The organism is Kocuria atrinae, from assembly GCF_039531425.1.
Lineage (GTDB): Bacteria > Actinomycetota > Actinomycetes > Actinomycetales > Micrococcaceae > Kocuria > Kocuria atrinae.
In genome coordinates this window covers 1-13,655 of the sequence record NZ_BAAAQA010000038.1, presented here as the reverse complement: position 1 = coordinate 13,655, position 13,655 = coordinate 1, and the positions used below count along the sequence as shown (strand labels likewise).

General features: G+C 68.3%; 12 protein-coding genes and 1 riboswitch. Of the genes, 1 reads left to right on the top strand and 11 read right to left on the bottom strand.

Features of this window, described 5'->3' with window-relative positions:
* Positions 1–21: 21 nt before the first annotated feature.
* The 7 genes from ABD283_RS14175 to ABD283_RS14145 form a co-directional block, all read right to left on the bottom strand.
* Complete coding sequence (locus ABD283_RS14175; protein WP_344225581.1) at positions 22–642, bottom strand: ABC transporter substrate-binding protein; 621 nt, start codon at positions 640–642, stop codon at positions 22–24.
* A 42-nt stretch (positions 643–684) separates the two neighbouring features.
* On the bottom strand, positions 685–1,722 hold the full coding sequence (gene gnd / locus ABD283_RS14170) for a phosphogluconate dehydrogenase (NAD(+)-dependent, decarboxylating) (RefSeq protein WP_238663274.1): 1,038 nt from the start codon (positions 1,720–1,722) through the stop codon (positions 685–687).
* Positions 1,723–2,026: 304 nt separating this feature from the next.
* Positions 2,027–2,356, bottom strand: coding sequence for a metal-sensitive transcriptional regulator (locus tag ABD283_RS14165; RefSeq protein WP_129702164.1), 330 nt, complete (start codon positions 2,354–2,356; stop codon positions 2,027–2,029).
* Positions 2,357–2,457: 101 nt separating this feature from the next.
* Entirely contained in the window at positions 2,458–2,691 is a 234-nt protein-coding gene (locus ABD283_RS14160) for a YHS domain-containing protein (protein ID WP_129702166.1), read from the bottom strand.
* 31 nt (positions 2,692–2,722) lie between these two features.
* On the bottom strand, positions 2,723–5,053 hold the full coding sequence (locus tag ABD283_RS14155; protein WP_129702168.1) for a heavy metal translocating P-type ATPase: 2,331 nt from the start codon (positions 5,051–5,053) through the stop codon (positions 2,723–2,725).
* 73 nt (positions 5,054–5,126) lie between these two features.
* The gene (locus ABD283_RS14150) at positions 5,127–5,960 is read right to left on the bottom strand and encodes a heavy-metal-associated domain-containing protein (protein ID WP_344225580.1); all 834 of its coding nucleotides are present in this window, start codon (positions 5,958–5,960) and stop codon (positions 5,127–5,129) included.
* Between the two features lie 131 nt (positions 5,961–6,091).
* Positions 6,092–6,304 carry a heavy-metal-associated domain-containing protein gene (locus ABD283_RS14145; protein ID WP_129702172.1) on the bottom strand — a complete coding sequence of 71 codons (213 nt, stop codon included), beginning with the start codon at positions 6,302–6,304 and terminating at the stop codon, positions 6,092–6,094.
* Between the two features lie 745 nt (positions 6,305–7,049).
* On the opposite strand from ABD283_RS14145, the gene ABD283_RS14140 reads away from it, so the two are divergent.
* Positions 7,050–8,261 carry a heparan-alpha-glucosaminide N-acetyltransferase domain-containing protein gene (locus ABD283_RS14140; protein WP_129702174.1) on the top strand — a complete coding sequence of 404 codons (1,212 nt, stop codon included), beginning with the start codon at positions 7,050–7,052 and terminating at the stop codon, positions 8,259–8,261.
* Positions 8,262–8,338: 77 nt separating this feature from the next.
* Here the strand turns inward: ABD283_RS14140 and ABD283_RS14135 are convergent, their stop codons facing one another.
* The 4 genes from ABD283_RS14135 to ABD283_RS14120 all read right to left on the bottom strand — a co-directional run bounded on the left by ABD283_RS14135 (position 8,339) and on the right by ABD283_RS14120 (position 13,192).
* Positions 8,339–9,481 (bottom strand): sensor histidine kinase, encoded by a 1,143-nt coding sequence (locus tag ABD283_RS14135; protein ID WP_238663275.1) that lies wholly within the window; start codon positions 9,479–9,481, stop codon positions 8,339–8,341.
* Positions 9,478–10,200: a response regulator transcription factor gene (locus ABD283_RS14130; RefSeq protein ID WP_129702176.1), complete on the bottom strand. Its 723-nt coding sequence runs from the start codon at positions 10,198–10,200 to the stop codon at positions 9,478–9,480. The genes ABD283_RS14135 and ABD283_RS14130 overlap by 4 nt, the downstream gene beginning before the upstream one ends.
* A 1,155-nt stretch (positions 10,201–11,355) precedes the next feature.
* Positions 11,356–12,255 carry a C40 family peptidase gene (locus ABD283_RS14125; protein WP_344225579.1) on the bottom strand — a complete coding sequence of 300 codons (900 nt, stop codon included), beginning with the start codon at positions 12,253–12,255 and terminating at the stop codon, positions 11,356–11,358.
* Between the two features lie 274 nt (positions 12,256–12,529).
* Positions 12,530–13,192, bottom strand: a complete 663-nt coding sequence (locus tag ABD283_RS14120) for a C40 family peptidase (protein ID WP_344225578.1) — start codon at positions 13,190–13,192, stop codon at positions 12,530–12,532.
* A gap of 5 nt (positions 13,193–13,197) precedes the next feature.
* A riboswitch (cyclic di-AMP (ydaO/yuaA leader) is annotated at positions 13,198–13,390 on the bottom strand.
* Between the last annotated feature and the right edge of the window lie 265 nt (positions 13,391–13,655).

The window sequence follows — 13,655 nt, the reverse complement described above, 5'->3', positions numbered from 1 at the left end:
CTGTGACGAGGAGCCCGTTCCTCATCTCATCGACGCACCCGCGCCAAGAACCTCATGACCCACAACAGCTAGGGGTCTGTCCTCCGCATGGTAGCCATTGGTGGAGAGCCACTCCTGTGCGGCATCGGCCGGGCTGACCTGGTCCTCGCCGCCGACCCGGCGGTTCAGCTCGACCAGGTCCTCCGTGGTGAGCTTGCCGGACAGCTCGTTCAGGGCGTCCACCGCCTCCTGGGGCAGCCGGTCCGCCGCGGCCAGCGGCAGGACCTGCTGGGCGATGAAGTTGTTCTCCGGGTCCTCCAGCACCACGAGGTCGTTCTCGGCGATCGCCGGGGTGGTCGTGAAGATGTCGGCGACGTCCACGTCGCCGTCGAGGAGGGCCTGGACGGTGAGCGGGCCGCCGCCGTCGTTGATCGGCTCGAAGGATTCGGGCACGCAGCCGTACTTCTCCTCCAGGCCGTCGAGGCCGTAGGCGCGCTCGGCGAACTCGGGCGGACCCGCGATCACCAGCTCCCCGCACACCTCCGCCAGGTCCGCGATGCTCGTGAGCCCGTACTGCTCCGCGGTCCCGGAGGTGACCACCATGGCGTCCTTGTTCTCCGCCGCGGCGCAGTCGATCCAGCAAGGCTGGGGTCGTGGTGGCACCGTGGGGTGCAGTTCCAGCCGGCCCGTAGGGAACGGCCGGGCTCACTGCTCCGAGGGGTGCGCCGGCTCCTCCCCGGGAGCGGACTCGACGTGCTCGGGGGCGGCGTCCACGTCCCGGACCGTGTGCCCGCCGAACTGGTTGCGCATCGCCGCGATCATCTTCATCGCCGGGGCCTCATCCTGCCGGGAGGCGAAGCGGGCGAACAGGGCGTTGGAGATGTTGGGCACCGGCACGGCGAGGTCCAGGGCGGCCTCGACCGTCCACCGGCCTTCCCCGGAGTCCTCGGCGTAGCCCTTGAGCCGGTCCAGGTGCTCGTCCTCGTTCAGGGCGTTCACTGCCAAGTCGAGCAGCCACGACTTGATTACTGATCCTTCGCGCCAGGAGTTGAACGTCTCCCGCACGGAGCGGACGTGACCGGCCGCCTCGAGCAGTTCCCAGCCCTCGGCATAGGCCTGCATAATCGCGTACTCGATGCCGTTGTGGACCATCTTCGCGAAGTGGCCCGCACCGTGCTCGCCGGCGTGGACGAAGCCGAATTCGCCCGCGGGCTTGAGGGAGTCGAAGATCGGCTGCACCTTGGCCACGGTGCTTTCGTCCCCGCCCACCATGAGAGCGTAGCCCTGGGTGATCCCCCACACACCGCCGGAGACTCCGCAGTCCAGGTACTCGATGCCCTGGTTCGCCAGTCGCTCCGCGCGGGGGCCGTCGTGAATCCACCGGGAGTTGCCGCCGTCGATGATCACGTCCCCCTTGCCGAGCACTCCGGCGAGCTCGTCGATCACGGTGTCCACCACCGTGTCCGGCACCATGATCCACACGACGCGGGGCGTGCTGTCGATTTGCTCCACCATGGCGGTGAGGTTTGCGGCGTCGGAGAGCCCGGGATCGGTGTCGAAGCCGACCACGGTGTGCCCGGCCTGGCGCAGCCGCTCGCGCATGTTGCCGCCCATCTTGCCCAGTCCTACGAGTCCCATCTGCATGGTGCGCTCCATCGTCGGTTGTGCGTCGTCCGGACGGGCATCGGTCCGGAGGGCTTCGCCGCGCAGGGGCAGTCCTTCTCCGCCAGGCGCAGCCGTCACGGGCCTGCCCGCCCCTGGGTGCTCCACACGGTCTCACGGTCCGACCCTGGGGTGCACCTGGTACTGGAGGAAACGTTCTGGTCGGCAACATGGCCGGGATGCTCTGATCAGGGTCTCGTACCGTGGCGAACGCTAGAACATGGCAGCAGGATTTCTGGAGAGGCCTACGCCGTCGTGAATCCGTTTGCCGGGCTGCCGACTCTTGTCGCAACTATTGGAATGGATCTATGCCAAGGCGATCGCATCTTTGCCGGTCGCAGTTTTGATCGTATCCCGGGAAGAAGTGGGCGGGGTCGGCTCTGTGTCAGGAGCGTACGAGGCGGCCGATGGCGTCGGAGGCTTCTTTGAGTTTGGCCTCGGCAGCGTCCTCGCCGAGTTGAGCGGCGTCCAAGACGCAGTGCTTCATGTGGTCGTCGAGCAATCCGAGTCCGACGTTGCGTAGTGCGGAGGTTAGGGCCGAGATCTGGGTGAGGATGTCGATGCAGTACTGTTCTTCGTCGACCATCCGGTGGATGCCTCGGGCTTGGCCCTCGATGCGCTTGAGGCGGGCGAGGTAGCGGTCCTTGTCGCTGATGTAGCCGTGGGTGGTGTGGCACTCGGTGTCGGTGGCCTCCGGGACAGGGGTGGTGTCCATGGTGGTGTCTTTATCTTTCTGTGGGTGTCGTAGGGGCCGGCGGCTCCGGGCCGGCTGTGGAGCTGGTCCGGAGCCGCCGGCCCAAGGAGTACTGAGTGGGGTCAGGCGGCCGCGTACCTGGCGGGGTCGGCGTCGAAGGCGGGGCCGCAACCGGGGCAGCAGAGCCAGTATCGCTGGCCCTGGTAGTCGCGGACGAGCCCTGCGGCCTCGGCGTCGGCCTTGACGACCTGGTTGCCGGGCATCACCGGGCACTCGGCCGTCTCGTCGCCGGAGACCCCAGTTTGGTGGCCGTTCGCGAGCCCATGGTGATGAGTGTGCTCGTCGTGGTGGCACATAACGGTTGTTCCTTTCGATCGGTGGGTGGGTTCAGGCCTCGACCGGTTGCCGCGTGCGGAGGCGCGGGGCCGCCGATGACGGCTGTTGATTGATTGCCTGGCTGGTGAAGGAACGCAGGCGCAGGCTGTTGGTGACCACGAAGACGGACGAGAAGGCCATGGCAGCCCCGGCGAGCATGGGGTTGAGCAGTCCGAAGGCGGCCAGGGGGATGGCCGCGGTGTTGTAGGCGAAGGCCCAGAACAGGTTCGTCTTGATCGTTCTCAGCGTGCGTCGGGAGAGCCGGATCGCGTCCGCGGCGGCCCGCAGATCCCCGCGCACCAGCGTGATGTCGGCGGCCTCGATGGCCACGTCGGTGCCGGTGCCCATGGCCAGGCCGAGATTGGCCTGGGCCAGGGCGGGAGCGTCGTTGACGCCGTCACCGACCATCGCCACGGTCTTGCCCTGCTCCTGGAGCTTCGCGATGACGTCGACCTTGTCCTTCGGGAGCACCTCGGCGATGACCTGGTCGATGCCGACCTCTGCGGCGACCTGGGCGGCCACGGCCTGGTTGTCCCCGGTGAGCAGCACCGGTGTCAGGCCGAGCTCCTTGAACTGGGCGATGGCTTGGGCGCTGGTGGGCTTGACCTCATCGCCGACTACGAGGATGCCGCGTGCTTGCCCGTCCCAGCCGACCGCCACCGCGGTCTTGCCTTGGGCCTCGGCGGCCTGCTTGGCCTGGCGCAGTTCGTCGTCGAGGTGCTGGGCCCATTCGGCGAGCAGGGCCTCCCGGCCGACCAGTACGGCGTGGCCCTCGACGATGCCCTGGACCCCGAGGCCTTCAATGTTCTTGAAAGTCTCCGGTGTGGGCAGGTCTCCCACCTCAGCGGTGGCACCGGTGGCGATGGCCTGGGCGATGGGGTGCTCGGAGGCGTTCTCCAAGGCCCCGGCCAGGCGCAGCAGCTCGGCCCGGTCCACGCCGGGGGCGGGGATCGCCTCGGCGAGGGTCATCTTGCCGGTGGTGACGGTGCCGGTCTTGTCCAGCACGATCGTGTCGATCCGCCGGGTGGATTCCAGCACCTCGGGTCCTTTGATCAGCACGCCCATCTGGGCGCCCCGGCCGGTGCCGACCAGCAGCGCGGTCGGGGTGGCCAGGCCCAGGGCGCAGGGGCAGGCGATGATCAGCACCGCCACCGCGGCGGTGAAGCCGGCCGCAAGGGGGAACCCGGCGCCGATCCACGCACCGAGCGTGGCCACGGCGATCGCGATCGCGATGGGTACGAAGACGGCCGAGACCCGGTCGGCCAGACGCTGGATCTCGGCCTTGCCGGATTGGGCGTCCTCGACCAGTTGGGCCATCTGCGCCAACTGCGTATCCGCACCGACCCGTGTGGCGGCCACGACGAGCCGGCCGCCGGCGTTGACGGTGGCACCGGTGACTGCGTCCCCTGCGGTGACCTCCACCGGTACCGACTCACCGGTGAGCATGGAGGCGTCGATAGCACTCGTGCCGGAGACGATGACCCCATCGGTGGCGATCTTCTCCCCGGGGCGCACGATGAACTCATCCCCCACGGCCAAATCCTCGATGGGGATGCGCTGTTCGCGTCCCTCGCGCAGGACAGCGACGTCCTTGGCCCCAAGCTCCAGCAGGGCGCGCAGGGCCGCCCCAGCCCGGCGCTTAGAGCGCTTCTCGAAGTAACGCCCGAGCAGGATGAAGGTGATCACACCCGCGGCGACCTCGAGATAGATGTTCCCCAGCCCGTGGGAGGGGGAGATGGTCAGCTCGAAGGGGTGCACCATCCCGGGCTGACCGGCAGTGCCGAAGAACAGTGCCACGATCGACCACAACAGGGCCGCAGTCGTGCCCATCGAGATCAGGGTGTCCATCGTCGCCGTGCCGTGGCGCAGGTTCAGCCACGCGGCCCGATGGAAGGGCCAGCCGGCCCACACCACCACGGGCGCGGCGAGCACGAGGGAGGCGAAGCCCCAGTAGTCGAACTGCAGGGCGGGAATCATCGCCATCGCAATCACCGGCACCGCGAGAACCGCCGCCCCGATCAGACGCTGCCGCAGGGTACGCAGCTCGACGTCCTCCGCCGTTGCCTCCTCGGCCACTGCCACACCGGGGTCGGCCTGCCGAGGTGCTGGTAGCGCTGCGGTGTAACCGGTCTTCTCCACCTCGGCGATCAGCGCCTGCGGGTCGTAGCCGGCCGGGGCACTGACGCGGGCCTTCTCCGTGGCGTAGTTGACGCTGGCGCTCACGCCCTCGAGCTTGTTGAGCTTGCGCTCGATCCGGTTGGCGCACGAGGCGCAGGTCATCCCACCGATCTCGAGCTCGACGTCGGTGCCCAGTGACTGCGGCTGGGCCGAGGATGCAGACATGCGGTGCTTCTTTCTCTCGATAGGGGCGCCACCGATCCGGTCGCGACGCTCTCAGTGGTGGGCCGGGAACGGGTCAGTGCTCGCCGTGGCCCTCAGCTGTAGCGCCAGCCGAGGGCCTGGTGTCAGCTGCCCCGGTGGTGTCGAGGGCGAACTGGGCGGTGTGGACCTGCCCGTCGACCTGGAAGTCGAAGTAGAGGTAGTACCGGCCCGGGGTTGGGGCCGTGGTGGCGAACTCGACGTCGGGCCCGGAGACCTCGCCGGCGACCGGCTCAGCACCTTCGGGGTGGACGTGCAGGTAGGCCAGGTCCCCGGCGCGCAACGCGACCAGGTGCCCGTAGGCACCCAGGTAGGGCTCCAAGGTGGTGATCGGCTGTCCGTCCCGGGTGACGCTGATGGTCAAATCCGAGGTGGACCCGGCCGACAGGTCGCCTTCCACCGAGACCTGAAACCCATCGACCTCATCGGTGGCGGTCGCCTCCGGGGCGGCCGGGGTGAAGGCTCCGGCCACATCCACGGTGCGCGTCAGCGTCAAATTCTGCTCCGCACCGGCCGGCACGACGTCGGCGTAGACCCGGTAGGTGCCGGCCGCCTCCCACTGCCACGGCAGCGACCAGCGCCCGGCCTCATCCATCACCGGGTGCACGTGACGGAACCCGGTGCCATCGGAGCGCACCACAATCAGGTGCATCTGTCTCCCGTGGGAGGTCTCGAATTCAGTGACCGGGGCCCCGTCGGGCCCGGTGATCGTCAATGACAGCTCACCGGCGTCCCCGGTGGTCCCCGGCGCGGAGACCTCCTGGAGGAGGTAGCCGCTCTGCTCCCTGCTCACGCCCTGGGGAGTGTGTTCCGCGTGGCTGCCGGAGGTGGTCTCGACCGGGTCCTGGCCGCTGTCGGTGTGCTGGGCCATCTGGGTTCCTTCCGCCTGCTGTGTCCAGGCCGACACTGTCGTCTCTGGCACTACGGCCCCGGCCGCCGCGAAGGCCCCGGTGAACACCACCGCCAGCCCCGCTGCGTAGGCCCCTAGCCGTGCGGCGGCGTTCACGCCGACCGCGCTGGCTGGTAGCCGGCCTCCTCGACCGCGGCGACGACCGCTGCCTCGTCCACCGGCAGATCGCTGGTGACGGTCAGCTGGCCGCTCTGGTGGCTGACCTCCACCCCGGTCACGCCCGCGACCTCCTGGACCTCCTCACGCACCGACATCGCGCAGTGCCCGCAAGTCATCCCGGTCACCTGGAACTGAGTGGTCGTCATGGTCCCGTCCTTCCCGACTAGTTACCCCTGGGGGGGGGTATATGTGTATGTACAGGTGTACCCCCCAGGGGTACATCTGTCAAGTGTTGCCGTGGGAGGGAAAGTGGTGGCAGGTCAGGGGCGAGGCGGTATGGTCGCGGCGGGTTCCGTGGTGCTCGATCCATGCGCTGGCCTGCCGGTGGAGACCACGTGGGCCCGACCTGGGGTGCTTGCCAGTGCCACGGGCACACGAGACGGCGGCGTTCCCTTTGCTCAGCTCTGACTCCCTTTATTGATATCGAAGTCGCTTGTTGAGCTTTTCTCAAGACAACATGAAGATTTCCTGAAGCTTGCTCTTTGAGGTGCTTTGAGGACTGATTTTCCGAGTCAACGAAGGCATAGTTAGCACCTGAGAACCCCCCGTTCTCATCGGCCCGTGTACGGGCATACGGGTGCCCCGGTGTTGCTCCCCAGGGCCGGGGCACCCGTCATTATTCAGGTGAAGCGTGGACCCGGTCCGGGGCGCGGAAACCCGCGAGGCCCCCAAGGGGCCCCGCGGGTTCTGTGCTGTGATTCCCTTTTCTCCTTTCGTGTGGTGACCGTAGGAGTGAGCACCTCTGCGCTCCATGGATCCTGAAGTCTTTATGGATTCTTGAGAATTCCGCGACGGGCACTCCAAGTGGGAGGACCACCCTGAGGGCAGGACGGTCCCGGATGCACCGGGACGTTGTTGTCAACAGGGGGAATGATGAGTAGTGGACCGAGAATGGGAGAGCATCCGCCGGCGGGTCTCGCAGACGCGGTGGTCCGGCCCACGCGCCGGTTGGTGGGGATCGATGCGGCTCGAGGGCTGGCGCTGATCGGGCTGATGGCCATTCACCTGCTGCCGGCCTGGAACGAGGAGACCGGAGAGGCGAGCTGGTCGTGGCGGCTGTTCTCGGGGGACTCGGCGGCCCTGTTCGCCCTACTGGCTGGGGTGGGGTTGGCACTGACCTCCGGGGGGCGGCACCCGCACGAGGGCAGGACAATGACCGCTGACCGGATCGGCCTGGTGGTGCGCGCGATGCTGATCGCGATCGTGGGACTGTGGATCGGCACACTGATGTCGGAGGACCCGCCGGCCTACAACATCTTGATCTACTACGGGGTGTTCTTCCTGCTGGCGATTCCGTTCCTGCACGCAGGTCCGAAGTTCCTGTTCATCTCTGCGGCGATCTTCGGGGTGGTGTCCCCGCTGCTGATGCAGGGCCTCCAAGATGTGTTGCCCGAATTTGTCTCCTACAACCCCACGTTCACGGATCTGCTGACACAGCCCGGTGCCACGGCATCCCAGCTGCTGCTCACCGGGACCTACCCGGCCCTGCCGTACATGACCTATCTGCTGGTGGGGCTGGGGCTGGGGCGGTTGAACCTGCGCAGGACGGAGGTTCAAGCTCGACTGGTCGTGGTGGGAGTGGGGCTGGCGATCTTCGCCCGGGTCACCTCCTATGTCCTGCTCTACGCCTTCGGCGGCTACCAGCAGTTGTTGGATGCCTCCTCGATGGGCGAGCACGAGCTGGATGATGTGCTGGTTTGGGGGCCGGATTCCTTGCCGACGGACACCGCGTGGTGGCTGGCGATCGCCACCCCGCACACCAACACCCCGCTGGCGATCGCGGCCAGTCTGGGGGTGGGCCTGGCGGTGTTGGGAGTCTTCCTGCTCATCGGCCCGAAGATCGGGAAATGGTTGCTGCCGCTGTCGGCGATGGGCGTGATGACCTTGACCCTCTACACCGCCCATCTGGTGGCGCTGTCCTTCGAGATCCACTACGAGCTGCCCTACCTGTGGTTCATGGTCCACCTGGCGGTCGCGGCGCTGTTCGCGGTGGCCTGGCATCGGGGCCTGGGACAAGGGCCGCTGGAGAAGGTGGTCAGCACCAGTGTGAAAGGCACCCGCCGGCTGGTGCTGGGCGGGCCGGCCAAGAACGGCCACGGATAGGAAGCGCAGGCAGCAACGACATGACGGGCCACGCCCGCCGCCGTCGCAGGCAGACCGGCCTGGCGATGCCGCTGCGGTCAGTCCGTGGGCGTGTGGTGGGGCAAGCGGATCCGGAAGCTGGTCCCGCGCCCGGGGCCCTCACTGGTGGCCTCCAGGGACCCACCCTGGGCCTCAACCAGCGACTTGCTGATGGCCAGCCCCAAGCCAGAGCCTCCGCGGTGAGCTTCCCGGCCGGTGTTGGCGCGGTAGAAGCGCTCGAACACGTGCGGGAGATGCTCCTCACTGATGCCTTCCCCGGTATCGGTGACGGTGACAGTGACCGCCTCCGGAGCGTAGTCGGTGTGCACGGTGACGGCGCCTCCGGGCGGGGTGTGGCGCAGGGCGTTCTCCAGCAGGTTGCCCAGCACTTGTCCCATCCGCTCCCGATCAACCAGCACCGGTGTGACCTCCATGCCGGTGCTGATGGAGGTCACCGAGATGTCCTGGGCGGCGGCGTCTTGTTGGACGGCCGCGACCGCCTGGGCTGCCAGCCGGCTGGGGTCTTGGGGGGTCAGTTGCAGGTGGGTCATACCTTCCTCAGCGGCGGTGAGCTGGCGGATGTCGCGGGCCAGTCGCTCCAGCCGGGTGATCTGGGCGTAGAGGATGCTGGTGGTCCGTTCATCCCACTGGACCACTCCGTCTTCGATGCCCTCCAGGTGTCCTTTGAGACTGGCCAGGGGGGTGCGCATCTCGTGGGCCAGATCGGCCAGCATCTGACGCCGGGTGGTGTCCACGGCGTCGAGCTTGGCGGCCATGTCGTTGAAGGAGGAGGCCAGGGAGTCGAACTCCGGGCCCAGTCCGGTGGAGGTGACACGCACGTCGTAGTTGCCCGCGGCCACCTCGCCGGCGGCGGCGCTGAAGGAGGCCAGGGACCGCCCGATGGTGCGGTAGAGGTAGAAGGTGAGCATCCCGGCGAGGTAGAGCGCCGGGAGCCCTCCGATGGTCAGGGCGGTGAGACTCACCGAGCGGAAGGCGTCCTCCAGGTGCACCAGCCCGAGGGCCTCATCGGCGTGTCCGGTCTCGACGAGCTCGTGGTGGAACATCCTCGGTCCGACCAGGACCGCGGTGATCACCACGATGATCAGCCCGATGGCCAGCACCGCGGTCTGGGCCAGCATCAATCGCACCGTCAGCGGGCTCCAGGACCAGCGGTGGGTGCGCTCGGAGACGGTGGCGCTCATCGTCCGGTGCCCATCCGGTAGCCGATCCCGCGGATGGTGTGGATGAACCGCGGGTTGGTGGCTTCGTCGCCGAGCTTCTTGCGGATCCGCCCGATGTGCACGTCCACCAGGTGCTCGTCCCCGGTCCAGTGCGTGTCCCAGACCATCTCCACCAGCTGCCGGCGGGAGAGCACCAGCTGTGGGCGGGCAGCCAGGCACAGGAGCAGGTCGAACTCGATCCGCGTCAACGCCACCGGTTCCCCGGCCAGGTGCACCTGGCGGGAGTCCTCCTCCACCACCAGCTCCCCGATCACCAGCGCCTGCTGGCTGTGCTGGGAGCCTGCAGTGGGTTCGGCATCTCCTGGGCGGGCCCGGCGCAGCATGGCTTGGACCCGGGCCACGAGTTCGCGCGGGCTGAAGGGCTTGGTCACGTAGTCGTCGGCGCCCACGGACAGGCCCACGATCTTGTCGACTTCGTCGTCGCGGGCGGTGAGCATCAGCACGTGGCAGTCCGAGAAGGTCCGCACCTGACGGCACACCTCGATTCCGTCGATCCCGGGCAACCCGAGGTCCAGCACCAGCACGTCCGGGGTGAAATCGCGCACCGCGGCCACGGCCTCGGTGCCGTCGTGGCGCACGGCGACCTCCAGCCCGGCCTTGCGCAGATATCCCGCGACGAGCTGCGCCAGGTCGGTCTCGTCGTCGACCACCAGGATCCGGCCGGTCGGGGGCGTGGGCATGTGGGCTCCTTGATCAGTGGGTGGGACCGTGCCTGAGGTTCGGGGCATGGGGTGGTGGGGCTGGTGCAACATGGCCGTCGTGCCGGGGCACGAGATGTCTCGCCCGGCCATGGTGCGGGTGACGTCATGGATGCGGCGCCTCGGGTTTCTCACCCCGCGGGCCGGAAGAACCTAGGCCTCCTTTTTGCGGGCATGGTGGGGGAGCAGGGGCAGAGTGATGCCGGGAGGTGGGGGTAGGTCGGCCGGGAAGGAGGGTCTTGGGGCCCTGCCAATGGTGCGCGGAGGCGGACACCCGTAGATCCGCCAGATCCGCTCCGGCCACCCACGGCATTACGTCGATCGCCAGAGCGGACAGGGCCGCAACATAGGCCGTGGCGTTGGTGCTGGCCTCCACGTGCATAGTGAGGGAAACGCCTCCTGGCCCGTAGCTTCGCAGGCTACCGTCGTAGACCGTGAGGGCCTGCCTCAGGGACTGCGCCAAGGGACCTTCCACCCGGACGGAGGTTCTCAGTGTCGCTGCCACCGCCCACGTGCACATGTCGCTCCTTCCGCCACACATCGGTCGGGACGGGGCCATCTGGCCAGTGGTCCCACCGGCCGGAGCTGGGAAGGGGCGAGAGCCTGACCATCAAGCAGCGCCACGGCCAGTCCAGCGGCCTCAGACCGCAAACCGGTGCTGGTCGGTGCCGTGGCCCTGTCCTGGAGACCAGTCTGCGGGAGAGCCGGGAGGATATGGGTCAATTCATGCACTCTGCCCCGGAAAACGGCGACCGGAGGCGGTGGTGGACTCTCAACGCCGCCACGCCAACAGTTCCCGGTGCCTCTCGTTCCGGTTCTCTGTACTTCTCGCCTTCGACGGGCCGACTTCTCCGGGTTGCCGGAGCTGAGGGTGTTGGCCGCTGGAGGGTGGTCTGGGGGCTGTGCCGGTCCTGTCATCAGGAGAACACTGGAGCCCCCGGCGTCACAGCGGACGGGGTCATCGTCGACAGCGACGCGGTGGAGCGCAGGCCACCCTGCTGGGGTGCTCCCGGGGTGTCGACACGACGGTGGCCAGCTGCTCGATGCTCAAAGGTGCCTCCAGATGCGGAAACCGGGTGCGCGGAACCTGTCTGGCCGACCAGGAACCGCGCACCCGGAAACTGTGCTGGCGTGCGCTCAGCGCACGCGGATGTAGACGGGGCCGGTGCCCACGTTGACGCTGTCGACGACGGTGCTGCCGCCGTTCCAGCCGCCGTGGACGGCCTTGCCGCCGCCGATGTAGACGCCGATGTGGGCTGTGCCCATGCCGCCGTCGGCGTAGTAGACGAGGTCGCCGGGCTGGGCCTGGCCGGCGGAGACCTGAGTGCCGAGCGTGAAGTATTCAGCCGGCCAGCCGCGGAAGTTGATCCCGGCGGCCCGCAGGGCGTTGCTCACCGCTGCGGTGCAGTCCTGTCCGACGCCGAGCTGTCCCATGGCCGCGGAGGCGATGGCCGCGCCCTTGCCGGAGGATGAGCTCTGCGGGGTGACCGTGCGCTCGGCGGCCGGAGCAGCCTGCACGGCCGGCTTTGGGGCGGGAGCGGCAGCGGGCCTGGGGGCCGCCTGCACAGTCGGCTTCGGGGCGGGGGACGCCACCGGGGCGGGTGCGGTGACAGGCTTCGGGGCCGCCTGGACGACTGGCTCCTGGACGACTGGCTCCTGGACGACTGGCTCCGGGGCGGGTGCGAGGGCCGGGGCGGCCACGGCCTTCGGTGCCGGAGCGGCCACGGCGGGTGCCGCGACGACCGGGGCATCGACTTTCTGCTCCGCCTTCTTCTCGGTCTTCTTCTGGTTGGTTTTCTTTTCGGCTGTGGTTACGTGGGCGACCGGCTCGAGGGACACGGTGGGCGCTGCGGTGGGGGTGGCGGCAGCGACGGCCGACAGCGGGGCGTCGGTGGAGGCATCCGAGGTCGGGGTTGCCTGCACGGAGACGGTGGTGGCCAGGGCCAGGCCGGAGAAGGCCGCGACGGCGGCCACGGTGCGGGCCTTGCCGGTGAGGAGCGAGCCGAGGCCATTCGAGGAGGTCAGGTCACGAGTCATGAGGAGTTCAGCGGGCTTTCTGGCGGGCCGGGCGGATCTGTCGGAACGGTGTGGTGACAGCACGGATTACCCCGGTCAGGGGTGCAGGGTGTCACGGTGTCCGGCAGAGCGGGCCCCGGATCGGGAGCACCGCGCACGGCGGGTGAGTGGAGGAGAGGTGTGGTGCCCGCAGTGGACGAAAAACTCACTTGAGAGGCGGGGATTCTCTTGTGCAACCGGGGCGAGGACCGGGGCCCTCCGCGACGATTCCGGTCGTTGCGGAGGGCGGGCCGGCTCAGCGGTAGGTGTAGTAGCCGTCCACCGGCATGGCGTTGACGGAGTGGACGAAGGTGCCCTGGGTGGGGTTCAGGGCGGAGATCATCTTGCCGCCGCCGATGTAGATGCCGATGTGGGCCCCGCCGTTCTGGGAGACGAGGTCCCCAGGCTGCGGGGTACCCGTGGGGGTGGCCGCGGCGATCTGCTGGAAGCTGGTGCGGGGGATCTCGATGCCGTTCTGGGCGTAGGCCCACTTCGTGAACCCGGAGCAGTCCCAGGCGCCGAAGGCGGTCCCGCCCCAGACGTAGCCGGTGCCGGCGCCCTGCATCGCGGTGCCCACGATCCCGGAGGCGCCGGTGATCTCGGTGATGTCCGCCGACTGGGTGGACACCGTCGCGGTCGAAGCGCTCTGCTCAGGAGCGGACGGGGCCTGGGTGGAGGCGGTGGAGACGGTCTGCGGGGCAACGACGGCCTGGGTGGCCGTCGAGGAGTAGGTCGTCAGCGCGGACGCGGGGGCCGAGTAGGCGGTGGCGGTGCCCGCGGGGATCTCGGCGTAGGCCTGGGCCGGGGCGATGGAGCCGATCACAGCCGCGCCGGCGGCAGCGGCGATCGTGGTGGTACGCACCAGGTGCGAGGTGGTCTCGGCGCGGTGGCGGGCAGTGCTGCGCTTGAAAATAGTCATGGGTGTGTTCCTCCCTTTGCCTATGAGGTGAGCTGTCGGATGCGGGTGGGAGACACCCGGCCGCTCCGGACGCAGACGTCCTGGGCGACTTAACCCCTAGGTCCCGGGTCACCGGGACCGAAAATGGTTCCCCCGCTTCTGCCAAGCGATTTCTCTTCAGGGACCCCGGGCACCGGCAGAATTCGGCGATGTGCACGAGGGCGCCGCCCAGATCGATCAGCGGCACGCAGTGGACAGTAGCCCATCCATAACGAAAGTGTCACGTTTAGATCACAACCCGGTTTCTTCCCTCGGTCGGGGCTGAGAAGCCGGGCTCCTGGGCCCGGGAAGGCGCGTTCCGGAAGAGATAGGTTCGTCGCCCAGCTGAACTCGTCACGCAGCTATTGGCGGATTAGGTGTAAGAGGGCATGACGTTATTGGCAGGGGCCGGGACGCGTGAGGCCGGGGGATGATCGCCACAGGC